The organism is Pseudomonas sp. LBUM1679, from assembly GCF_059695565.1.
Genome location: NZ_CP166774.1, coordinates 380,676 through 403,815 on the forward strand (window position 1 = coordinate 380,676; position 23,140 = coordinate 403,815).

Genomic DNA, 23,140 nt, shown 5'->3' on the forward strand with positions numbered 1-23,140 from the left:
TTACATACGCTCCAGAGTTTCCAGACCCAAGAGTTCCAGGCCTTGCTTGAGAGTGCGGCCGGTCAGCGCGGCGAGGCGCAGACGGCTCTGCATTTGCGCCGGGGTGTCGGCGCCGAGGATCGGGCAGTTCTCGTAGAAACTGGAGAACAGGCCGGCGACATCGTACAGGTAGGTGCACAGAATGTGCGGCGTACCTTTATCGGACACGTTATTCAACACTTCACCGAACTGCGCCAGTTTCGCGGCCAGTTCGTGTTCGTGTGCCGCCTCGAGGACGATCGGGCCTTCGACTTCGCTGAAATCCTTGCCGAGTTTGCGGAACACCCCGGCCACGCGGGTGTAGGCGTACAGCAGGTACGGTGCGGTGTTGCCTTCGAAGTTCAGCATCAGGTCGAAGTTGAAGCTGTAGTCGCTGGTGCGATGCTTGGACAGATCGGCGTATTTCACCGCGCCAATGCCCACGACCCTGGCGATGTTGCGCAGTTCGTCCTCAGCCAGTTCCGGATTCTTTTCTTTCACCAGGTTATAGGCACGATCCTGGGCTTCGGTCAGCAGGTCGATCAGCTTCACGGTGCCGCCGTCACGGGTCTTGAACGGACGGCCATCGGCGCCGTTCATGGTGCCGAAGCCCATGTGTTCCATTTCCATCGGGTGCGTCACGAAGCCGGCCTTGCGGGCCACCGCGAACACTTGCTGGAAGTGCAGGGCCTGACGCTGGTCGACGAAGTACAGCGCGCGATCGGCATTCAGTTTGCCGCTGCGGTAACGCACGGCCGCCAAGTCGGTGGTGGCATAGAGGTAGCCGCCGTCGGCCTTGACGATGATCACCGGCAGCGGGTCGCCATCGGCGTTCTTGAACTCGTCGAGGAACACGCACTGGGCGCCGTTACTTTCGACCAGCATGCCGGCGGCCTTGAGGTCGTTGACCACGTTGATCAGGTCGTCGTTGTAGGCGCTTTCGCCCATCACGTCGGCCATGGTCAGTTTGACGTTCAGCAGATCGTAGATTTTCTGGCAGTGGGACAGCGAGATGTCCTTGAACTTGGTCCACAGCGCCAGGCAGTCCGGGTCACCGGCTTGCAGCTTGACCACCAGGCCACGAGCGCGGTCGGCGAATTCTTCGGATTCATCGAAACGCTGCTTGGCCGCGCGGTAGAAATTTTCCAGGTCCGACAGCTCGTCGCTGGTGACCGGGTTTTCCTGAAGGTACGCCATCAGCATGCCGAACTGGGTGCCCCAGTCGCCGACGTGGTTCTGACGGATCACTTCGTCGCCGAGGAACTCGAGGACCCGCGCCACGCCGTCGCCAATGATGGTCGAGCGCAAGTGGCCGACGTGCATCTCTTTGGCCAGGTTCGGCGCCGACAGGTCGACCACGGTGCGCTGCGCCGGACCTGTCTTGCGCACGCCGATGTGAGCGTCGGCCAGGGCGGCATCCAGGCGAGTGGCCAGGGCTTGGGTGTTCTGGAAGAAATTGAGGAAACCCGGGCCGGCGATTTCGGCTTTGGAGACGTTTTCGTCAGCCGGCAGCGCGGCGATGATTTTCTCGGCCAGGTCGCGCGGCTTCATGCCGGCCGGTTTGGCCAACATCATCGCGATGTTGCTGGCGAAATCGCCGTGAGTCTTGTCACGGGAGTTTTCCACCTGAATCGCCGGCGACAGGCCTTCAGGCAACACACCTTCGTTGACGAGTTGGGTGATGGCTTGTTGGATCAGCTGGCGAATGGTGTCTTTCATGGTGTTCTCTTTCGACCGCAAGCGCGGCGGCGCCTGGATGCGCTAGTGGAAAAACTGGGCATTATCCGTTGCGAAGACGGGCTTGCCAACTATAGCGGGCAGGTTGTGGATATGTGGTGACTATTCGGGCCCCTTCACTGTAGGAGCGAGCTTGCTCGCGATGGAGGTTAACGATGACGCGTTTTTGCTGATTGAGCGCGGCGCCCTCCGGCTCATCGCGAGCAAGCTCGCTCCTACAGGTTCAAAGTTGATCTTGGAATCAATACAAATCCACAGGATCGACATCCAGCGACCAGCGTACCGCCCGCCCACTCGGCATCTGCTCCAACACCAGCAGCCAGCTGCTTAATAGTCGATGCAGCGGCGCCCGGGCTGTCGCTTGCAGCAACAACTGCGCCCGATAACGCCCGGCCCGCCGTTCCATCGGTGCCGGCACCGGCCCGAGCAACTCAATCCCGCTCAGATTCTGTTCAGCCAGCAAACGCTCGGCCTCGCTGCACGCTTCATCGAGAAACCCTTCGGCCTGCCCGGGCTTGTGCGCTTCGGCCCGCAGCAGCGCCAAGTGCGCAAACGGTGGTAGACCCGCCGAGCGACGTTCGCTCAAGGCCTGTTCGGCAAACGCGAAATAACCCTGTTCGGTCAATTGCACCAGCAGCGGATGGTCTGCAAGGTGGGTTTGAATGATCACCTTGCCCGGCTCTTCAGCCCGGCCCGCGCGGCCTGCGACCTGGACGATCAGCTGGGCCATGCGTTCGCTGGCGCGGAAGTCGCCGGAGAACAGGCCGCCATCGGCATCGAGTATCGACACCAGGGTCACCCGTGGGAAGTGGTGCCCTTTGGCAAGCATCTGCGTGCCCACCAGAATGCATGGATGGCCTTTCTGGATCGTGGCGAACAGCTGGTTCATCGCGTCCTTGCGTGAAGTGCTGTCGCGGTCGACCCGCAGCACCGGGACGTCGGGGAACAAAATCGCCAGTCGTTCCTCGGCGCGCTCGGTGCCGGCACCTACAGGGCGCAGGTCGACTTTGCCGCACTTGGGGCAATGCCGGGGCACGCGTTCGACGTAGCCGCAATGGTGGCAGCGCAACTCGCCGGAGCGCTGGTGCACGGTCATCCGTGCATCGCAGCGTTGGCACTCGGACATCCAGCCGCAGTCGTGACACAGCAGCGTCGGCGCAAAACCGCGGCGGTTGAGAAAAACCAACACCTGCTGACCCGCCGCCAGCGTCTGGCCGATGGCCTGCTGCATCGGCCCGGAAATGCCGCTGTCCAGGGGGCGACTTTTCACGTCCAGACGCAGAAAGCGCGGTTGCTTGGCGCCACCGGCGCGTTCATTCAGGCGCAGGAGTCCGTACCGACCGGTGTAGGCGTTGTGCAGGCTTTCCAGTGACGGCGTGGCGGAGCCGAGGACAATCGGAATGTTTTCCTGCCGTGCACGCACCAACGCCAGGTCTCGAGCGTGATAGCGCAGGCCCTCCTGCTGTTTATAGGAGCTGTCGTGCTCTTCGTCGATGATGATCAGGCCGGGGTTCTTCATCGGGGTGAACAGTGCCGAGCGGGTGCCGATAATGATGTCGGCCTCGCCGTCCCGCGCGGCAAGCCAGGCGTCCAGGCGCTCACGATCATTGACCGCCGAGTGGATCAGCGCGATGCGTGCATTGAAGCGCTGCTCGAAGCGCGCCAGGGTCTGCGGGCCGAGGTTGATCTCCGGGATCAGTACCAGTGCTTGCTTGCCCGCTTCGAGGGTTTCGCGAATGAGCTGCAGATACACTTCGGTCTTGCCGCTGCCGGTGACGCCGGCCAGCAAAAACGCGTGATAACTGTCGAAACCGGCGCGAATCGCTTCATAAGCCGCACGCTGCTCGGGATTGAGCGGCAGCTCCGGTTGCGCCAGCCAGCGTTCGTGGCGCGCACCGGGGGCGTGCCTGCGGATTTCCACCTGTACCAGGTCTTTGGCCAGCAACAGGTCGAGGCTGTCCTTGCTCAACATCAGTTTGCTCAGCAACTGATGGGCGACGCCGTGGGGATGCTGGGCCAGGGTCGCCAGGGCCTCACGCTGGCGCGGGGCGCGGGCGATACGTGGGTCATCAAGGCTGGCGCCCGGTGCGGCGGACCAGAAGCGCTCCTGACGCGCTTCGGCCAGTTCGCCCTGGCGCAACAACACCGGCAGCGCCCAGCTCAAGGTATCGCCGAGGCTGTGTTGATAATACTGGGAGGTCCACAAGCACAGCTTGAACAGTGCTGGCGGCAGGGGCGGCGTCGCGTCGAGAAGGGCCAGGGCCGGCTTGAGCTTTTCTGCCGGGACTTCGCTGGTGTCGGTGATCTCCACCAGAATCCCGATCATCTCCCGTCGGCCGAACGGCACCCGCAGGCGCATGCCCGGATGCAACTGGGCGCGCAGGACGCCGGCCGGGGCACGGTAATCGAACAGGCGGCGCAGGGGCGAGGGCAGGGCGAGGCGCAGTATGGCGTCGGGCACGCGGGGGGATCTCGATCAACAGGCTATAAAAGCGGGGTCGTACATCCCTTGTAGGAGCAAGCTTGCTCGCGATAGCGGTGTGCCAGACGATATAAATGTTGACTGACACGCCGTCATCGCGAGCAAGCTTGCTCCTACAAGGGATCGCGTATTGGACCGGGAGCCTAGCAGACGGTCGGTGAGAGGGACAGCTTGCGTGATTTGAAACCTCTGGTAGAATCCGCGGCCTAATTACGTGCGGTATTCAACAATGGTGTTGAGTGGCGGCACGCTAGCCTGAGGAATACACCATGAAAGCCGATATCCATCCAGCATACGAAACCATCGAAGTAACTTGCAGCTGCGGCAACAAGTTCGAAACCCGTTCGAACCTGTGCAAGCCACTGGGTACTGACGTATGCAACGAGTGCCACCCGTTCTACACCGGTAAGCAGAAGACTCTGGATACTGGCGGCCGTGTACAGCGCTTCGCAGACCGTTTCGGTGCGTTTGGCAAAGCCAAGGCTCCTGCTGCGGCAGAGTAAGGTTACAAAGCCCCATGGGCTTTACCTTGCTGATGAAAAAGGCGTCCCTTGCGGGCGCCTTTTTTGTGTCTGCGTTTTGGCTATGTGCTGCCCAGGCCTTCTGCCCGGCGCCGGACGGCCTGGCCTCGGTCGCGGTGCAGCGGGTGGTGGATGGCGACACGCTGCGCCTGAGCGACGGCCGCAGTGTGCGCATGATCGGTTTGAATACCCCGGAACTGGGCAAGAAAGGCCGTGCCGACGAGCCGTTTGCCGTGACGGCACGCAAACGCCTGGAAGCGCTGGTTGCAGCCAGCGGCGGACGGCTCGCAGTGCTGCCAGGCAAGGAAAGCAAGGATAACTACGGCCGTACCCTGGCTCATCTCTACGGCGCGGATGGCGCCAATCTCGAAGCGCAAATGCTTGCTGAGGGCCTGGGATTCCAGGTGGCCGTTGCGCCGAATGTCGATCTGGTCGCCTGTCAGCAAGCCGCGGAGCGCAGTGCCCGTCAGGCCGGGCTTGGCGTGTGGCGACAATCACCGGTACTGAAAGCGGAGCAGATCAACACGTCCGGTTTTGCCGTGCTCAGCGGTCGAGTGAGCAAGGTTCAACGCAATCGCGGCGGGGTTTGGATCGAGTTGCAGGATTCAGTTGTATTGCGCGTTGCACCCAATATGCTGGGTCAGTTCGATGTCGCGGCGCTTGAGCGACTCAAGGGCAAGCAGGTCGAGGCGCGTGGCTGGGTAGTGGATCGTTCGCGCCGTGGTGGGCGCAAAGACGGGCAGGCGCGCTGGTTATTGCCGCTGACCCACCCGATGATGCTGCAAGCGCTACCCTGATAAAAAATTGTAGACATTTTTTATGTCGATTGTGGACAGTCTATCCCTTGTGTTCCGTGGCTCTTGGCCCAAAGTCGTAGGGCAGGCCGCTTGACAGGGGTGACTGGTCAGTCTTGTCGGGACTTTGCGACACGCGTATCCTCGGCGATCCGTCTGTCCAACAGTAAAAGCGGAATGCCCACATGTCTGATTTGAAAACTGCCGCTCTCGAATATCACGCCCATCCTCGTCCAGGTAAGCTGAGTGTCGAGCTCACCAAGGCCACCGCTACCGCCCGCGACCTGTCGCTGGCCTACAGCCCCGGCGTAGCCGAACCAGTGCGCGAAATTGCCCGCGATCCTGAGCTGGCCTACAAATACACCGGCAAGGGCAACCTGGTTGCAGTCATTTCCGATGGCACCGCGATTCTCGGCCTGGGTAACCTCGGCCCATTGGCTTCCAAGCCAGTGATGGAAGGTAAAGGCGTGCTGTTCAAGCGCTTCGCCGGCATCGACGTTTTCGACATCGAAGTCGACTCCGAAAGCCCGCAAGCCTTCATCGACACCGTCAAGCGCATCTCCATCACTTTCGGTGGCATCAACCTGGAAGACATCAAGGCCCCCGAGTGCTTTGAGATCGAACGCGCCCTGATCGAACAGTGCGACATTCCGGTCTTCCACGATGACCAGCACGGCACCGCGATCGTTACCGCGGCCGGCATGATCAACGCCCTGGAAATCGCTGGCAAAACCCTGGCTGACGCCAAGATCGTCTGCCTGGGTGCCGGTGCTGCCGCCATCTCCTGCATGAAACTGCTGGTGAGCATGGGCGCCAACATCGAAAACATCTACATGGTTGACCGCACCGGCGTGATCCATTCCGGCCGTGACGACCTGAACCAGTACAAGGCTGTCTTCGCTCATGCGACCGAGAAACGCACCCTGGCTGACGCGCTGGAAGGCGCCGACGTGTTCGTTGGCCTGTCCGGTCCGAACCTGCTGAGCGCTGAAGGCCTGAAATCCATGGCGGCCAACCCGATCGTGTTCGCGTGCTCGAACCCGGATCCGGAAATCTCCCCGGAACTGGCGCATGCCACCCGCGACGACGTGATCATGGCCACCGGCCGTTCGGACTACCCGAACCAGGTCAACAACGTACTGGGCTTCCCGTTCATCTTCCGCGGTGCCCTGGACGTTCGCGCCAAGCGCATCAACGAAGAAATGAAAGTGGCTGCAGCCAATGCCCTGCGTGAACTGGCCAAGCTGCCAGTGCCTCAGGAAGTGTGCGACGCCTATGGCGGCATCAAGCTGGAATTCGGACGTGAGTACATCATTCCGAAACCAATGGATGCTCGCCTGATCACCCTGATCTCCGATGCCGTGGCCAAGGCTGCGATCGAGACCGGTGTGGCGACCCTGCCGTATCCGAAGAACTACCCGCTGAAAAGCGTGGATGATGTGTTCAACGGCTAAGCCGTAGTCGCATCAAGCAAAAAGCCCTGGCTCTTGTGAGTCGGGGCTTTTTTTTGTCTGTGGGTTTTTGTGGTGTTTGTGCGGGCCTCTTCGCTGGCAAGCCAGCTCCTACAGGGGGCCGTTGCACGCCTAAGATCCCCTGTAGGAGCTGGCTTGCCAGCGAAGGCGACCTGACAGGCGACGGGCCTAATCAGTCTGCACCAAAAATCCAAATGCAAAAAAAGCCCCGCGCTTCTCTCGAAGGCGGGGCTTTTTGGTGTAGCGACCCAATCAGAACAAATCGATCGGCGCCCCTTCATCCGCTGGCAGCGGGCTGCCCGGCGCATTGCCGTTGCCCAGCTCGTTGGCCGACGGTGGCGTGTCCTCGGCCTTGAACAGTTCGAAGTAGGCGCCCGGCGTGCCTGGGGAGGCTGCACGGCCACTGATCGGGTCGACGCGCAGGCTGAGGATGCCTTCCGGTTCTCGCTGCGTATGGGGCGGCTTGTCCTTGAGCGCGGCGCCCATGTAGCTCATCCAGATCGGCAGCGCGACAGTGCCGCCGAACTCCCGGCGACCCAGGCTTTCAGGCTGGTCGAAGCCGGTCCAGACGGTGGTCACGTAGTCAGCGTTGTAGCCGGAGAACCAGGCGTCCTTGGATTCGTTGGTGGTGCCGGTCTTGCCCGCAATGTCGCTGCGCCCCAATGCCAGGGCGCGGCGTCCGGTGCCGCGTTTGATGACGTCCTCAAGCATGCTGTTGAGGATGAACGTGGTGCGGCCATCGACAATGCGTTCGGCCACGGCCGGGGTTGGCGGCACTGGCTGGGCAGTCAGGGTGTCGCCTGGCGTTGCGCTGACGGTGATAGCGTCGGCAGCCGGGGCCGGGGCCGCGATACCGGCGCTGACCACATCGCCTTTCGGAACGCTTGGCGGGTTGGCGACGAACAGCGTGTCGCCGTTGCGGCTTTCGATCTTGTCGATAATGTACGGGGTGATCTTGTAGCCGCCGTTGGCGAAGGTACTCCAGCCGGTGGCGATTTCCATGGGCGTCAGGGTGGCAGTGCCCAGGGCCAGGGACAGGTTGCGCGGCAGGTCCTGTTTGTTGAAGCCGAACTTGCTGATGTAGTCGATGGTGCGGTCCACGCCCAGCGCTTGCAGCAGGCGGATCGACACCAGGTTGCGCGACTTGTAGAGCGCCTCACGCATGCGGATCGGACCGAGGAAGGTGTTGGTGTCGTTCTTTGGGCGCCAGACCTTGTCCAGGTATTCGTCGACAAACACGATCGGGGCGTCGTTCACCAGGCTGGCGGCGGTGTAGCCGTTATCCAGTGCGGCGCTGTAGACGAACGGTTTGAAGCTCGAGCCCGGTTGACGCTTGGCCTGCAGAGCGCGGTTGTAGTTGCTCTGCTCGAACGCAAAGCCGCCGACCAGCGAGCGAATGGCGCCGTTCTGCGGGTCGAGGGACACCAGTGCGCCCTGGGCTTGCGGGATCTGGCTGAACTTCAGTGAGTTGTCGGGCTGGCGCTGGACGCGAACCAGGTCGCCGACATGAGCCACATCCGACGGCTGCTTCGGATTGGCGCCCATGCTGTTGGTGTTCAAGAATGGACGCGCCCATTTCATGGTGTCCCAGCCGACGTGTTCTTCCCCGGTGCGGGTCAGCACTTGCAGGCCGGTCTTGTCGACCTGAATGACGATGGCCGGCTCAAGGCTGCTGATGGTGCGCTGTTTAGTCAGTTCGGTAGCCCAGGCCTCGCGGGTCTTGCCCGGCAGGCGTGACTCGGGGCCACGATAGCCATGACGCTGATCGTAGGTCATCAAGCCTTCGTGAACCGCGGTGTTGGCCATTTCCTGCAGGTTGCTCGGCACCGTGGTGGTCACGCGAAAGCCTTCGGTGTAGGCATCGCTGCCATAGCGCCCGACCATTTCGGCGCGGGCCATTTCCGCGATGTACGGCGCATTCACCTCCGGAGTCGGTACGTGATAACTGGCGTTGAGCGGCTCGTTGATCGCCGTGGTGTAGTCGGCTTCGGTGATTTTGCCCAGCTTGTACATGCGCCCCAGGATCCAGTCGCGACGCTCTTTGCTGCGGGCGGGGTTGGCCAGCGGATTGAAGCGCGACGGCGCCTTGGGCAGGCCGGCGATCATCGCCATTTGTGCCAGGCTGACGTCTCGGATCGACTTGCCGTAATAGACTTGCGCCGCGGCCTCGATGCCGTAGGCGCGGTTGCCCAGGTAGATTTTGTTCACGTATAACTCAAGGATTTCGTCCTTGGTCAGTTGCCGTTCGATCTGCAGGGCCAGGAGGATTTCGGTGGTCTTGCGCGAGAAACTGCGTTCGCTGGTAAGGAAAAAATTCTTCGCAACCTGCATAGTGATGGTGCTGCCGCCGGACTGGATATGTCCGCTCTTGATCAGCTGAGTGGCGGCGCGCATCAGGCTGCCGGGATCGACGCCGTAGTGGTTGGCGAAATTGTCGTCTTCGGCGCTGAGCAAGGCATTGATGAAATTGGGCGGGATGTCGGCGAAACGGATCGGCGTGCGGCGCATTTCGCCAAATTCCGCGATCAATTTGTCGTCGCTGCTATACACCCGCAATGGAATCTGCAACTGAATGCTTCTCAGTGCCTCCACGGATGGCAATCCGGGGCTAAGGTATAAAAACGCGCCGCTCAGACCAAGGAGCAGTCCGCAGAAGACGGCGACGATGGACCACCCGAAAAATTTCAGCAGACGAATCAAGGCTTTTGGATATCCAGGCAAAGAATGAATTAGGCTCAGGGTTCAGGTAAACAGGGAACGACCCGCGCTTGAAGTAAATGTGGAAAAAAACGCTGGGCATTATAAGCATTTTTCCGTCGAGGGCGTCATTTGCGCTGCTGTCAAGACGGGTGGTGTGAACGCAATGCGTATTATGGAGTCCGTAACTCACGGAAAGTCATAGGGAATTGTTAGTGCTAGGACTCTTCAATAAAAAGGCCAATACGCTGCTGGGGATCGACATCAGTTCCACGTCGGTCAAGCTTCTGGAACTGAGCCGTCAGGGCGATCGCTACCGGGTCGAGGCCTATGCGGTCGAGCCGCTGCCCCCCAGTGCGGTGGTCGAGAAAAATATCGCCGAGCTCGAAGGCGTGGGTCAGGCCCTCGCACGCGTGCTGCTCAAGGCCAAGACCAGCCTCAGGAACGTCGCCGTGGCCGTGGCCGGTTCGGCAGTGATCACCAAGACCATCGAGATGGATGCCGGCCTTTCCGACGACGAGATGGAAAACCAGCTGAAGATCGAGGCCGATCAATACATCCCTTATCCATTGGACGAAGTCGCCATCGACTTTGAAGTCCAGGGCGTGTCGGCGCGCAGCCCCGAGCGGGTCAATGTGCTGCTGGCGGCTTGTCGCAAGGAGAACGTCGAAGTCCGTGAAGCCGCCTTGGCGCTGGCCGGCCTGACCGCTCGGGTAGTCGACGTCGAGGCCTACGCGCTGGAGCGGTCGTATGGCCTGCTGACGCGTCATCTGGCGGCCTCTCAGGAGGGGCTGACGGTGGCGGTGGTCGACATCGGCGCCACCATGACCACGCTGAGCGTGCTGCATAACGGGCGCATCATCTATACCCGCGAGCAATTGTTCGGCGGTCGTCAGCTGACGGAAGAAATCCAGCGGCGATATGGGCTGACCCTCGAGCAGGCGGGGCTGGCGAAGAAACAGGGCGGTCTGCCGGACGACTACGTCAGCGAGGTGCTGCAGCCATTTCGCGATGCGCTGGTGCAGCAGGTGTCCCGCTCGTTACAGTTTTTCTTCGCCTCCGGTCAGTACAACGCGGTCGATCACATTCTGCTGGCCGGCGGTACCGCGTCGGTCTCGGGGCTGGAGCGGTTGATCGAGCAGCGGCTGGGCACTCCCACACAAGTGGCCAATCCCTTCTCCGATATGAGCCTGAGCAGCAAGGTCAACGCCGGTGCCCTGGCCAGTGATGCCCCGGCCTTGATGATTGCCTGCGGGCTGGCCCTCAGGAGTTTCGACTGATGGCGCGGATCAATCTTTTACCCTGGCGCGAGGAGCTGCGTGAAACACGTCGCAAGCGCTTTTTGCTGGCGTTGGTCGGTGTGCTGGTGGGTTCGGTGGGGGCGGTGCTGATTGCGGACCAGGTCATCAACGGCGCCATCGATCGACAAGTCGCCCGTAACGACTACATCGGCAAGCAGATTGCCGTGGTCGATGAGCGGATCAAGCAGATCAGCGACCTCAAGGCCCGTCGCCAGCAACTGGTCGAGCGCATGCGCATCATCCAGGACCTGCAAGGCAATCGTCCCATCAGCGGGCGCATCTTCGATCAGTTGGCGCGTACCTTGCCGGATGGCGTTTACTTCACCGAAGTGAAAATGACCGGCAAAACCCTGTCCATTGCAGGCGCGGCAGAATCCAACAATCGCGTGTCAGACCTGATGCGCAATCTGGATGCGTCCGACTGGTTCGATGCGCCCAACCTCACTGAAGTCAAAGCGACCACCGCCGGTCAGCTCGATCAGGCCAATGTTTTTCAATTGACTGTTCGTCAGACTCAACCGGCTGTGGAGAGCGCCAAATGAGGCTGTCCGAATGGTTCGAAGGCCTGCGCAAGATCGATATCAACGATCTGGATACCAACAACATGGGCTCCTGGCCGCCGGCGATCAAGGCATTGGCGGGTGCCCTGCTGATGGTATTGGTGCTGGCGCTGGGGTACAACTTTTACGTCAGCGATCTGGAGGATCACCTCGACCTCAAGCGCGAGGAAGAGTCGACACTCAAGGAGCAATTCGCCAGCAAAGCCCACATGGCGGCGAATCTGGAGCTGTATACCCAGCAGATGAAGGAAATGGAGAACTCTTTCGGCGTGCTGCTGCGCCAATTGCCCAGTGACACCGAGGTGCCCGGCCTGCTGGAGGACATCACGCGCACCGGCTTGGGCAGTGGCCTGGAGTTCGAAGAGATCAAGTTGTTGCCGGAGGCCTCCCGGCAGTTCTACATCGAGCTGCCGATCCAGATCACCGCCACCGGTGCTTACCATGACCTGGCCACCTTCGTCAGTGGCGTAGCGGGACTGCCACGCATTGTCACCCTGCATGACTTCGATATTGCGCCGGCCAACCCCGAAGTCGGGTCGAGGTTGCGCATGAGCATCCTGGCCAAGACTTACCGCTACAACGACAAGGGGCTGCAAAAATGAGCCCGATTCGTTGTGTCTCGATGATGGTAATCATCGCCGGCCTGGCCGGTTGTGGCAGCGGCAATGACGTCAGTGACCTCGATGCCTACATGAACGAAGTGCGCCTGCGGCCGCCGGGCAAGATTGAACCCACCCCGGTATTCCAGTCATACCCGACATTCACCTACAGCGCCGCCAACCTGAGAAGCCCGTTTTCCAGGCAGGTCAGAGTCGATCTGACGGGTCAGAAACACGGCTCGCGCAACGTCAAGCCCGACCCTGGTCGGGTCAAGCAATACCTCGAAGGTTTCAACATCGAGCAGTTTGAAATGGTCGGCACCCTCTCCAATGCGACGGGTTCCTTTGCGCTGCTGCGCGGAGCGGGCGGTGTGCATCGGCTGAAAGTCGGCGATTACCTGGGACGTAACGATGGACGGATCGTCGCCATCAGCGGCTCGCAGGTCGATGTGGTCGAAATCGTTCCGGACGGCGAAGGCGCCTGGCTGGAGCGGCCGCGGACCATTCCTTTGAAAGAGCACTCATAGTGGAACTCGAACAATGAACAGGATTTTCTCCACCCTCGGTATTTCGCTATGGATAGCGCTGCTGTCGCCGATGGTACTAGCGGCCAACCTCAAGACGCTGGATGTCGCGGCGTTACCGGGAGACCGCGTCGAGTTGAAGTTGTCCTTCGATGGACCGCCCCCGACGCCCCGTGGTTACACCACGGAATCGCCGGCACGGATTGCGCTGGATCTACCCGGGGTAGTCAGTCAGCTGAAGAGCAAGAATCGTGAGCTGGGGGGTGGCAATGCCCGCAGCGCCACGGTGGTGGAGGCCAAGGACCGCACGCGGCTGATCATCAACCTCACTCAGTTGACCCCGTATGACGCGCGGGTCGAAGGCAACACCCTGTTCGTGGTGGTCGGGCAAGGCGCCGCGAAGGCCGCGCCCCGGCCCGCCAATGCGCCTCGCGCTGCCACTGCAACGCCAGCCCCGGCCAGGACGTATGCGCCGGTGGGCAAGGCCATCCGGGGCGTGGATTTCCAGCGCGGCACCCAGGGCGAAGGCAATGTGGTCATCGATCTGTCGGACCCCGCCATCGCCCCGGATATCCAGGAGCGCGACGGCAAGATCATTCTCGGTTTCGCCAGGACACAACTGCCCGAGCCATTGCGGGTACGCCTGGACGTCAAGGATTTCGCCACGCCAGTGCAGTTCGTCAATGCCAGCGCCACGGGCGATCGGGCCACCATCAGCATCGAGCCCAGCGGCGCTTTTGACTATTCGACCTATCAGACTGACAACAAGCTGACGGTCAGCATCCGGCCGATGACCGTCGACGACCTGCAAAAACGCAACGCAGAGCGTTTCGCCTACACCGGTGAAAAGCTCTCGCTGAATTTCCAGGACATCGATGTGCGCTCGGTGCTGCAACTGATCGCCGATTTCACCAACCTCAACCTGGTGGCCAGCGACACGGTGCAGGGCGGCATCACCCTGCGTTTGCAGAACGTGCCGTGGGACCAGGCGCTGGACCTGGTGCTGAAAACCAAAGGCCTGGATAAACGCAAGATCGGCAACGTGCTGCTGGTAGCGCCCGCCGATGAGATCGCTGCGCGCGAACGCCAGGAGCTCGAATCGCAAAAGCAGATCGCCGAACTGGCGCCTTTGCGTCGCGAGCTGCTGCAGGTCAATTACGCCAAGGCCGCGGATATCGCCAAGCTGTTCCAGTCGGTGACCAGTGCCGAAGCGAAAATCGACGAACGGGGCTCGATCACGGTCGATGAGCGTACCAACAACATCATTGCCTACCAGACCCAGGACCGCCTTGACGAGCTGCGTCGTATCGTTGCGCAACTGGATATTCCGGTACGGCAGGTGATGATCGAGGCGCGAATCGTCGAAGCCAATGTCGACTACGACAAAAGCCTCGGTGTGCGCTGGGGCGGTTCGGTGCAGAACAAAGGCAACTGGAACACGTCCGGGGTCAGCAACGGCTCGTCGACCACCATTGGTACGCCGGGCAGTACCAGCACCAACTCGCCGTTTGTCGACATGGGCACCGCCGGCAACACCTCGGGACTGGGCATCGCGTTCATCACCGACAATGTGTTGCTGGACCTGGAGCTGACTGCGATGGAGAAGACCGGCAACGGCGAAATCGTCTCGCAGCCCAAGGTGGTCACGTCCGACAAGGAAACCGCGAAAATCCTCAAAGGCACTGAAATTCCCTATCAGGAAGCCAGTTCCAGCGGCGCCACATCGGTGTCGTTCAAGGAGGCCTCGCTGTCCCTTGAGGTAACGCCGCAAATCACCCCGGACAACCGGATCATCATGGAGGTCAAGGTCACCAAGGACGAGCCGGACTACTTGAACAAAGTCCAGGATGTACCGCCGATCAAGAAAAACGAGGTCAATGCCAAGGTGCTGGTCAATGACGGCGAGACCATCGTGATCGGCGGGGTTTTCTCAAATACTCAGAGCAAGGTTGTAGATAAGGTGCCATTTCTCGGTGATGTGCCGTATCTTGGCCGCCTTTTCCGGCGTGACGTGGTTTCGGAGAAAAAATCCGAGCTGCTGGTATTTCTCACTCCGCGTATCATGAACAATCAGGCGATTGCTGTGAGTCATTGATTCTGTGCGAAATTTGATTCTTGTTGGACCGATGGGGGCTGGAAAAAGCACCATCGGCCGTTTGCTGGCCAAAGAGCTGCGCCTGCCGTTCAAAGATTCCGACAAGGAAATTGAATTGCGCACCGGCGCCAATATCCCGTGGATTTTCGATAAGGAAGGCGAACCGGGCTTTCGTGACCGCGAGCAGGCGATGATTGCCGAGCTGTGCGGCTGCGATGGCGTGGTGCTGGCCACCGGTGGCGGCGCGGTCATGCGCGAAGCCAATCGTCGAGCGCTGCATGCCGGTGGTCGGGTGGTTTACCTGCATGCCTCCGTCGAGCAGCAGGTAGGTCGCACCTCGCGTGACCGCAATCGACCCCTGCTGCGCACTGCCGATCCGGCCAAGACCCTTCGGGACCTGCTGGCGATTCGCGATCCGCTTTATAGGGAAATCGCCGATCTGGTGGTGGAAACCGATGAGCGACCGCCGCGAATGGTCGTGCTTGATATTCTCGAGCGCTTGCAACAGCTGCCTCCCCGTTAAAGCGCAGCGCGAAATGCGCTATCCTCGGGCGCTGTCATGGCCGCTCAAGGTTGTGGCGCATGGCTACCGAACGGCGTCACACCAGCAGACGCCGTAGACATCGGTTAACTCAAGGCAGGACGCCTGATTCCATCTTTACTGTGGGGACACATGCAGACACTCAAGGTCGATCTAGGCGAGCGCAGCTACCCGATTCATATTGGCGAAGGTTTGTTGGATCAGCCTGAGCTGCTGGCCCCGCATATCCGCGGACGGCAAGTGGCGATTATCTCCAACGAGACCGTGGCGCCGCTCTATCTCGAGCGTCTGACCCGCAGCCTCGCACCGTTCTCGGTTATCAGCGTGATACTGCCCGACGGCGAGGCCTTCAAGACCTGGGAAACCCTGCAGCTTATATTCGACGGCCTGCTGACCGCGCGCCACGACCGGCGCACCACGGTGATTGCCCTGGGTGGCGGCGTCATCGGTGACATGGCCGGTTTTGCTGCCGCCTGCTACCAGCGCGGCGTCGATTTCATCCAGGTCCCGACCACGTTGCTGTCGCAAGTCGACTCGTCGGTGGGCGGCAAGACCGGGATCAATCATCCGCTGGGCAAGAACATGGTCGGCGCCTTCTATCAGCCGAACGTGGTGCTGATCGATACCGCCACCCTCAACACCCTGCCGGCCCGCGAGCTGTCCGCCGGGTTGGCGGAAGTCATCAAATACGGGCTGATCTGCGACGAGCCGTTCCTGACCTGGCTTGAAGAAAACGTCGATCGCCTGCGCGCCCTGGATCAGGTCGCCCTGACCTACGCCATCGAGCGTTCCTGCGCGGCCAAGGCGGCAGTCGTCGGTGCCGACGAGAAGGAAACCGGCGTGCGTGCCACGTTGAACCTGGGACACACCTTCGGCCACGCCATCGAAACCCATATGGGCTATGGTGTCTGGCTGCATGGTGAAGCGGTCGCTGCTGGCACCGTAATGGCTTTGCACATGTCCGCACTGCTGGGCTGGATCAGCGAGCAGGAGCGCGATCGCGGCATCCGCCTGTTCCAGCGCGCCGGCCTGCCGGTCATCCCGCCTGAAGAGATGACTGAAGCCGATTTCCTCGAACACATGGCAATTGACAAGAAAGTGATCGACGGTCGTTTACGCCTGGTGCTGCTGCGCCACATGGGCGAAGCGGTGGTGACCGACGATTATCCGAAAGAGGTTCTACAGGCCACGCTGGGAGCGGATTACCGCGCCCTGGCTCAGCTTAAAGGTTAATAAGATCCCGATGACTAGTTTGCATGCCGACGAGGCGTTCCTCGGCCATTACCAGTTGAACCATGACCCTTTCGCTCCACGGGTGCCTGGCTTCAAATTTTTCCCTGCCCAGCGCAAGCCGGTGCTGGGCCAGCTGCATCACCTTGCACGCTATAGCCAGATGCTGCTGGTGGTCACCGGCCCGCAAGGCAGTGGCAAGACCCTGTTGCGTCAGGCCCTGGTGGCCAGTACCAACAAGCAGACGGTGCAGAGTGTGGTGGTTTCCGCCCGGGGTGCCGGTGATGCAGCCGGTGTGCTGCAGCAGGTGGCTCAGGCGCTGAACGTTGCGCAGCCGCAAATTGGTGCGATTCTGGCTCAAGTGGTGCAATTGGCGCTCACGGGGCAGGAAGTCTACCTGCTGGTGGATGATGCCGAGCACCTCGACGAGTCGGCGCTGGAGGCCTTGATGGCCCTGGCCGCGGGTGCGCCGGAAGGTCGTCCCCATGTGTTCCTGTTTGGCGAGTCCTCGCTGATTGCGCAGCTGGATGCGTTGAGCCTTGAGGAAGAGCGTTTCCACGTCATCGAGTTGCAGCCTTACACCGAAGAGGAAACCCGCGAATATCTGGACCAGCGGCTCGAGGGCGCGGGTCGTGGGATCGAACTTTTCAGCGCAAAACAGATCTCTGATATTCACGAAAGCTCCGACGGTTGGCCTGGCACCATCAACCAGGTTGCCCGCGATGCCATGATCGAAGCCATGATTGCCAGCCGCTCAGCGGTCAAGCGTCCAAGTATGGGGTTCAATATGCCGAAGAAACACGTATTGGCGATATCCGCCGTTGTCGTGGTCGCGGTAGCCGCCGCCTGGTTGATGCCGGGTCGCAGCAAAGCACCGACCACTGGCGCACCTGCCAACGAGCAGGCGCAACAGCAGCCAGGCCAGGGCGCGCCGCAATCTGACGGCAACGGTGCTCCGGCCATGGAGTTCAACGGTAATTCGCAACCGATGCCGTTGCCGCTGGTCGGCAACTCGCAGCCGGTCATGCGCGGTCCCCTGGCCGAAGCGGCCGGCGGCATTACCGAGGGCGACGACGGCGTGCCGGTAGAAGGTTCCAGCGCTACGCCGCCGACCGTGACCACGACTGCGCCACCTGCTGGCATCCAGCCAGGTCCGGCGCCGACATCGGCGGCCAAGCCAACGCCTGCTCCGACTCAAGTCGCGACGGCCAAGCCTGCCCCGGCGCCTGCTGCGAAACCGGCCCCTGTGCCTGCCAAACCCGCTGCGGCGGCCGCCAAGCCTGCCGACAAGCCAGTCACCGTGGCTAAAGCCGCGGGTGGCACCTGGTACGCAGGACAAGCGCCGGGCAACTACGTGGTGCAGATCCTCGGCACCAGCTCCGAAGCGTCCGCGCAAAACTTCGTGAAAGAGCAGGGCGGCGAGTACCGTTATTTCAAGAAAGTGCTTAACGGCAAACCGCTTTACGTCATCACTTACGGCAGTTTCGCCAACCGCGATGCAGCCCTGAGCGCCATCAAGGCCTTGCCAGCGAAGGTTCAGGCTGGTAAACCTTGGCCTCGCACTGTCGCCAGCGTCCAACAGGAACTGGCAGCAACTCGCTGAAGATTCGGCGGCCTTACCCAGGCCGCCTCTCCAGGCACCTCAAAATTTCCGCAAGTGCGCGCTGCCTAAAGGGTCTGCTGGCGCTTGCTGACGACCGCGTTGCGCGCCAACATGCGCGAGGCTGCGTTGCGGGATTTGCCAAGGGAAGAGCCATTGGCAGCATCCCGCGCCTTGCCTCGCACATGTTGGCATCGCAACGCGGTTCGTCAGCAAGCACCAGCAGACCCTGGGCCGCGTGCCTTGTGGTGTCTGCGTCACAGTAGTCTTTTGAGTCGTAGCGGTCAAAATTAAAAAAGTTTTGACTAGCACAGTAGATAGCTTTAAACCTTTCATAAATGCGACATAGATTTGCGACATTTCGTCGTCAAATTTGTGAGCTTCTGTGACGGTGTGTACAATGACCTCCCTTTTGCCCCCGCAAAGCTGGCGTACGTTCGGCGCGGATGGCAAGTGGTTGAATTGAAAAGAAATTTGCCCTGATAAGGGGCAGCCTGGTGAGAAAGTGTCTATGAAAGCAGGTCTGTACCAACCAGATGAATTCAAGGATAACTGCGGTTTCGGCCTGATAGCCCATATGCAGGGCGAGCCCAGTCATACCCTTTTGCAAACGGCCGTCGAGGCCCTGACCTGCATGACCCACCGCGGTGGGATCAACGCCGACGGCAAGACCGGTGACGGTTGCGGTCTGCTGATTCAAAAGCCGGACGCGTTCCTGCGAGCCATCGCCCAGGAAACCTTCGGCGTCGAACTGCCCAAGCAATATGCGGTGGGCATGGTCTTCTTCAACCAGGACCCGGTCAAAGCCGAAGCCGCTCGCGAGAATATGAACCGCGAGCTCCTGGCTGAAGGCCTGACCCTGGTCGGCTGGCGCAAAGTGCCGATCGACACCAGCGTCCTCGGCCGCCTGGCTCTCGAGCGCCTGCCGCAGATCGAGCAGGTGTACATCGGCGGTGAAGGCCTGAGCGACCAGGACATGGCGATCAAGCTGTTCAGCGCGCGTCGTCGTTCGTCCGTGGCCAACGCCGCCGACGTCGATCACTACATCTGCAGCTTTTCCCACAAGACCATCATTTACAAAGGCCTGATGATGCCGGCGGATTTGACCGCCTTCTATCCAGACCTCAGCGACCAGCGCCTGCAAACCTCGATTTGCGTGTTCCACCAGCGCTTCTCCACCAACACCCTGCCGAAATGGCCGCTGGCCCAGCCGTTCCGCTTCCTCGCCCACAACGGCGAGATCAACACCATCACCGGCAACCGCAACTGGGCCCAGGCCCGGCGCACCAAGTTCACCAACGATCTGATGGATCTGGAAGAACTCGGCCCGCTGGTGAACCGCGTCGGCTCCGACTCCTCGAGCATGGACAACATGCTCGAGCTGATGGTCACCGGTGGCATCGACCTGTTCCGCGGCGTGCGGATGATCATTCCGCCTGCGTGGCAGAACGTCGAAACCATGGACCCGGATCTGCGGGCGTTCTACGAATACAACTCGATGCACATGGAACCGTGGGACGGCCCGGCCGGCGTGGTCATGACCGATGGTCGCTACGCGGTGTGCCTGCTCGACCGTAACGGTCTGCGCCCGGCGCGCTGGGTGACCACCAAGAACGGTTTCATCACCCTGGCCTCGGAAATCGGTGTCTGGAACTACCAGCCTGAAGACGTGATCGCCAAGGGCCGCGTTGGCCCGGGCCAGATCTTTGCCGTGGACACCGAAACCGGTCAGATCCTCGACACCGATGCCATCGACAACCGCTTGAAGTCCCGTCATCCGTACAAGCAATGGCTGCGCAAGAATGCCCTGCGCATCCAGGCGACCATGGAAGATAACGACCACGGTTCGGCTTTCTATGATGTCGACCAGCTCAAGCAGTACATGAAGATGTACCAGGTCACGTTCGAAGAGCGCGACCAGGTGCTGCGCCCGCTTGGCGAGCAAGGTTACGAAGCCGTAGGCTCCATGGGCGACGATACGCCGATGGCCGTGCTGTCCCAGCGCGTGCGCACGCCGTACGACTATTTCCGCCAGCAGTTCGCGCAGGTCACCAACCCGCCGATCGACCCGCTGCGTGAAGCCATCGTCATGTCGCTGGAGATCTGCCTCGGTGCCGAGCGCAACATCTTCCAGGAGTCGCCGGAACATGCTTCGCGCGTGATCCTCAGCTCGCCGGTCATTTCCCCGGCCAAGTGGCGCTCGCTGATGAACCTCGATCGTCCGGGCTTCGAACGCCAGGTCATCGACCTCAACTACGACGAGAGCGTCGGCCTCGAAGCCGCAGTGCGCAACGTCGCCGATCAGGCTGAAGAAGCCGTGCGCGCCGGCCGTACCCTGATCGTGTTGAGTGACCGTCACATTGCCCCGGGCAAGTTGCCGATCCACGCTTCGCTCGCCACCGGAGCGGTGCACCACCGCCTGACCGAGAAAGGCCTGCGTTGCGACTCCAACATCCTGGTGGAAACCGCTACTGCCCGAGATCCGCACCACTTTGCAGTGCTGATCGGTTTCGGTGCCTCGGCGGTCTATCCGTTCCTGGCCTACGAAGTGCTGGGCGACCTGATCCGCACCGGTGAAGTGCTGGGCGACCTCTATGAGGTGTTCAAGAACTACCGTAAAGGCATTACCAAAGGCCTGCTGAAGATCCTGTCGAAGATGGGCATTTCCACCATCGCTTCCTACCGCGGAGCACAACTGTTCGAAGCGATCGGCCTGTCCGAGGAAGTCTGCGACTTGAGCTTCCGTGGTGTGCCAAGCCGGATCAAGGGTGCGCGTTTCGTCGACATCGAAGCCGAACAGAAAGCCCTGGCCGCCGAAGCCTGGAGTCCGCGCAAGCCGATCCAGCAAGGCGGCCTGCTGAAGTTCGTCCACGGTGGCGAATACCACGCCTACAACCCGGACGTGGTCAACACCCTGCAAGCCGCTGTGCAGCAGGGCGACTACAGCAAGTTCAAGGAATACACGGCGCTGGTGGATAACCGCCCGGTGTCGATGATCCGCGACCTGTTCAAGGTCAAGACCCTGGACACGCCGCTGGACATCAGCGAGATCGAACCGCTGGAGTCGGTGCTCAAGCGCTTCGACTCCGCGGGCATCTCGCTCGGTGCGCTGTCGCCAGAAGCCCACGAAGCCCTGGCCGAAGCCATGAACCGCCTCGGTGCGCGTTCCAACTCCGGCGAAGGCGGCGAAGACCCGGCGCGTTACGGCACCATCAAGAGCTCGAAAATCAAGCAAGTCGCGACCGGCCGTTTCGGGGTGACCCCGGAATACCTGGTCAACGCTGAAGTGCTGCAGATCAAAGTCGCCCAGGGCGCCAAGCCCGGCGAAGGCGGTCAGCTGCCGGGCGGCAAGGTCAATGGCCTGATCGCCAAGCTGCGTTACGCAGTGCCGGGCGTGACCCTGATCTCGCCGCCGCCGCACCATGACATCTATTCGATCGAAGACTTGTCGCAGCTGATTTTCGACCTGAAACAAGTCAACCCGAAGGCGCTGGTCTCGGTGAAGCTGGTCGCAGAAGCAGGCGTCGGCACCATCGCCGCCGGTGTGGCCAAGGCTTATGCGGACTTGATCACCATCTCCGGCTACGACGGCGGCACCGGTGCATCGCCGCTGACCTCGATCAAATACGCCGGCGCACCGTGGGAGCTCGGCCTGGCCGAAACCCACCAGACCCTGCGCGGCAACGACCTGCGCGGCAAAGTCCGGGTGCAGACCGACGGCGGCTTGAAAACCGGCCTCGACGTGATCAAGGCGGCGATTCTCGGCGCTGAAAGCTTCGGCTTCGGCACCGCGCCAATGATCGCGCTGGGCTGCAAATACCTGCGCATCTGCCACCTGAACAACTGCGCCACCGGCGTCGCGACTCAGAACGAGAAGCTGCGCAAGGATCACTACATCGGTACCGTCGACATGGTGGTGAATTTCTTCACCTACGTCGCCGAAGAAACCCGTGAGTGGCTGGCGAAGTTGGGCGTGCGCTCCCTTGAAGAGCTGATCGGCCGTACCGATCTGCTGGACATCCTCGAAGGCCAGACCGCCAAGCAGCAACACCTGGACTTGACGCCGCTGCTGGGCAGCGATCACATCCCGGCAGACAAACCTCAGTTCTGCCAGGTGGAGCGCAACCCGCCGTTCGACAAAGGCCTGCTGGCCGAGAAAATGGTCGACCTGGCCACCTCGGCAATCAACGACATGAGCGGCGCCGATTTTGCCTTGGATATCTGCAACTGCGACCGTTCCATCGGTGCGCGGATCTCCGGTGAAATCGCTCGCAAGCATGGCAACCAAGGCATGGCGAATGCGCCGATAACCTTCCGCTTCAACGGGACGGCCGGTCAGAGCTTCGGTGTGTGGAACGCCGGCGGCTTGAACATGTATCTGGAAGGCGATGCCAACGACTACGTCGGCAAAGGCATGACCGGCGGCAAACTGGTCATCGTTCCGCCCAAGGGTAGCGTCTACAAGACTCAGGACAGTGCCATCATCGGCAACACCTGCCTGTACGGCGCCACCGGTGGCAAACTGTTCGCCGCCGGGACTGCGGGCGAGCGCTTCGCGGTGCGCAACTCCGGTGCTCACACCGTGGTGGAAGGCACAGGCGATCACTGCTGCGAATACATGACCGGTGGTTTCGTCTGCGTCCTGGGCAAGACCGGTTACAACTTCGGCTCAGGCATGACCGGCGGTTTCGCCTACGTACTCGACCAGGACAACTCTTTCGTTGACCGGGTCAACCACGAACTGGTGGAAATCCAGCGGATCAGCGGTGAGGCGATGGAAGCCTATCGCAGCCACTTGCAACGCGTGCTGAACGAATACGTCGAGGAAACCGACAGCGAGTGGGGTCGTAACCTCGCTGAAAACCTCGATGACTATTTGCGTCGTTTTTGGCTCGTCAAACCTAAGGCGGCGAGCTTGAAATCTTTGCTCTCCAGTACTCGTGCGAGTCCGCAGTAACGACGCAGCTGC

15 protein-coding genes are annotated in these 23,140 nt (G+C 61.1%); 12 read left to right on the forward strand and 3 right to left on the reverse strand.

Going from position 1 to position 23,140, the window contains the following annotated elements; genetic code table 11:
• A complete protein-coding gene (gene argS / locus ACA062_RS01790; RefSeq protein WP_497454963.1) occupies nt 1–1,737 on the reverse strand; it encodes an arginine--tRNA ligase in 1,737 nt (578 codons plus the stop codon).
• 259 nt (nt 1,738–1,996) lie between these two features.
• Nucleotides 1,997–4,216, reverse strand: coding sequence for a primosomal protein N' (locus ACA062_RS01795; RefSeq protein WP_497454964.1), 2,220 nt, complete (start codon nt 4,214–4,216; stop codon nt 1,997–1,999).
• Between the two features lie 290 nt (nt 4,217–4,506).
• On the opposite strand from ACA062_RS01795, the gene rpmE reads away from it, so the two are divergent.
• From rpmE to ACA062_RS01810, 3 genes are all read left to right on the forward strand, one after another.
• The gene (gene rpmE, locus ACA062_RS01800) at nt 4,507–4,740 is read left to right on the forward strand and encodes a 50S ribosomal protein L31 (RefSeq protein ID WP_028621753.1); all 234 of its coding nucleotides are present in this window, start codon (nt 4,507–4,509) and stop codon (nt 4,738–4,740) included.
• A gap of 14 nt (nt 4,741–4,754) precedes the next feature.
• Nucleotides 4,755–5,555, forward strand: a complete 801-nt coding sequence (locus ACA062_RS01805; RefSeq protein ID WP_497454965.1) for a thermonuclease family protein — start codon at nt 4,755–4,757, stop codon at nt 5,553–5,555.
• A 182-nt stretch (nt 5,556–5,737) separates the two neighbouring features.
• Nucleotides 5,738–7,006: a malic enzyme-like NAD(P)-binding protein gene (locus ACA062_RS01810; RefSeq protein ID WP_030129218.1), complete on the forward strand. Its 1,269-nt coding sequence runs from the start codon at nt 5,738–5,740 to the stop codon at nt 7,004–7,006.
• 270 nt (nt 7,007–7,276) lie between these two features.
• Here the strand turns inward: ACA062_RS01810 and ACA062_RS01815 are convergent, their stop codons facing one another.
• On the reverse strand, nt 7,277–9,721 hold the full coding sequence (locus ACA062_RS01815; protein WP_497457348.1) for a penicillin-binding protein 1A: 2,445 nt from the start codon (nt 9,719–9,721) through the stop codon (nt 7,277–7,279).
• A 215-nt stretch (nt 9,722–9,936) separates the two neighbouring features.
• On the opposite strand from ACA062_RS01815, the gene ACA062_RS01820 reads away from it, so the two are divergent.
• From ACA062_RS01820 to gltB, 9 genes are all read left to right on the forward strand, one after another.
• Nucleotides 9,937–11,001 (forward strand): pilus assembly protein PilM, encoded by a 1,065-nt coding sequence (locus ACA062_RS01820; RefSeq protein WP_497454966.1) that lies wholly within the window; start codon nt 9,937–9,939, stop codon nt 10,999–11,001.
• Entirely contained in the window at nt 11,001–11,564 is a 564-nt protein-coding gene (locus tag ACA062_RS01825) for a PilN domain-containing protein (RefSeq protein ID WP_497454967.1), read from the forward strand. Before ACA062_RS01820 ends, ACA062_RS01825 begins: the two co-directional genes overlap by 1 nt.
• Nucleotides 11,561–12,184, forward strand: coding sequence for a type 4a pilus biogenesis protein PilO (pilO, locus tag ACA062_RS01830; RefSeq protein ID WP_497454968.1), 624 nt, complete (start codon nt 11,561–11,563; stop codon nt 12,182–12,184). Before ACA062_RS01825 ends, pilO begins: the two co-directional genes overlap by 4 nt.
• Complete coding sequence (locus ACA062_RS01835) at nt 12,181–12,708, forward strand: pilus assembly protein PilP (RefSeq protein ID WP_497454969.1); 528 nt, start codon at nt 12,181–12,183, stop codon at nt 12,706–12,708. Before pilO ends, ACA062_RS01835 begins: the two co-directional genes overlap by 4 nt.
• A gap of 13 nt (nt 12,709–12,721) precedes the next feature.
• Complete coding sequence (locus ACA062_RS01840) at nt 12,722–14,800, forward strand: type IV pilus secretin PilQ (protein WP_497454970.1); 2,079 nt, start codon at nt 12,722–12,724, stop codon at nt 14,798–14,800.
• 4 nt (nt 14,801–14,804) lie between these two features.
• Nucleotides 14,805–15,323, forward strand: a complete 519-nt coding sequence (aroK, locus tag ACA062_RS01845) for a shikimate kinase AroK (protein WP_010464421.1) — start codon at nt 14,805–14,807, stop codon at nt 15,321–15,323.
• Nucleotides 15,324–15,473: 150 nt separating this feature from the next.
• On the forward strand, nt 15,474–16,574 hold the full coding sequence (gene aroB / locus ACA062_RS01850) for a 3-dehydroquinate synthase (RefSeq protein ID WP_128872929.1): 1,101 nt from the start codon (nt 15,474–15,476) through the stop codon (nt 16,572–16,574).
• A gap of 10 nt (nt 16,575–16,584) precedes the next feature.
• The gene (locus ACA062_RS01855; RefSeq protein WP_497454971.1) at nt 16,585–18,174 is read left to right on the forward strand and encodes an AAA family ATPase; all 1,590 of its coding nucleotides are present in this window, start codon (nt 16,585–16,587) and stop codon (nt 18,172–18,174) included.
• Between the two features lie 508 nt (nt 18,175–18,682).
• Nucleotides 18,683–23,128, forward strand: coding sequence for a glutamate synthase large subunit (gene gltB / locus ACA062_RS01860; RefSeq protein ID WP_497454972.1), 4,446 nt, complete (start codon nt 18,683–18,685; stop codon nt 23,126–23,128).
• Nucleotides 23,129–23,140 lie beyond the last annotated feature (12 nt).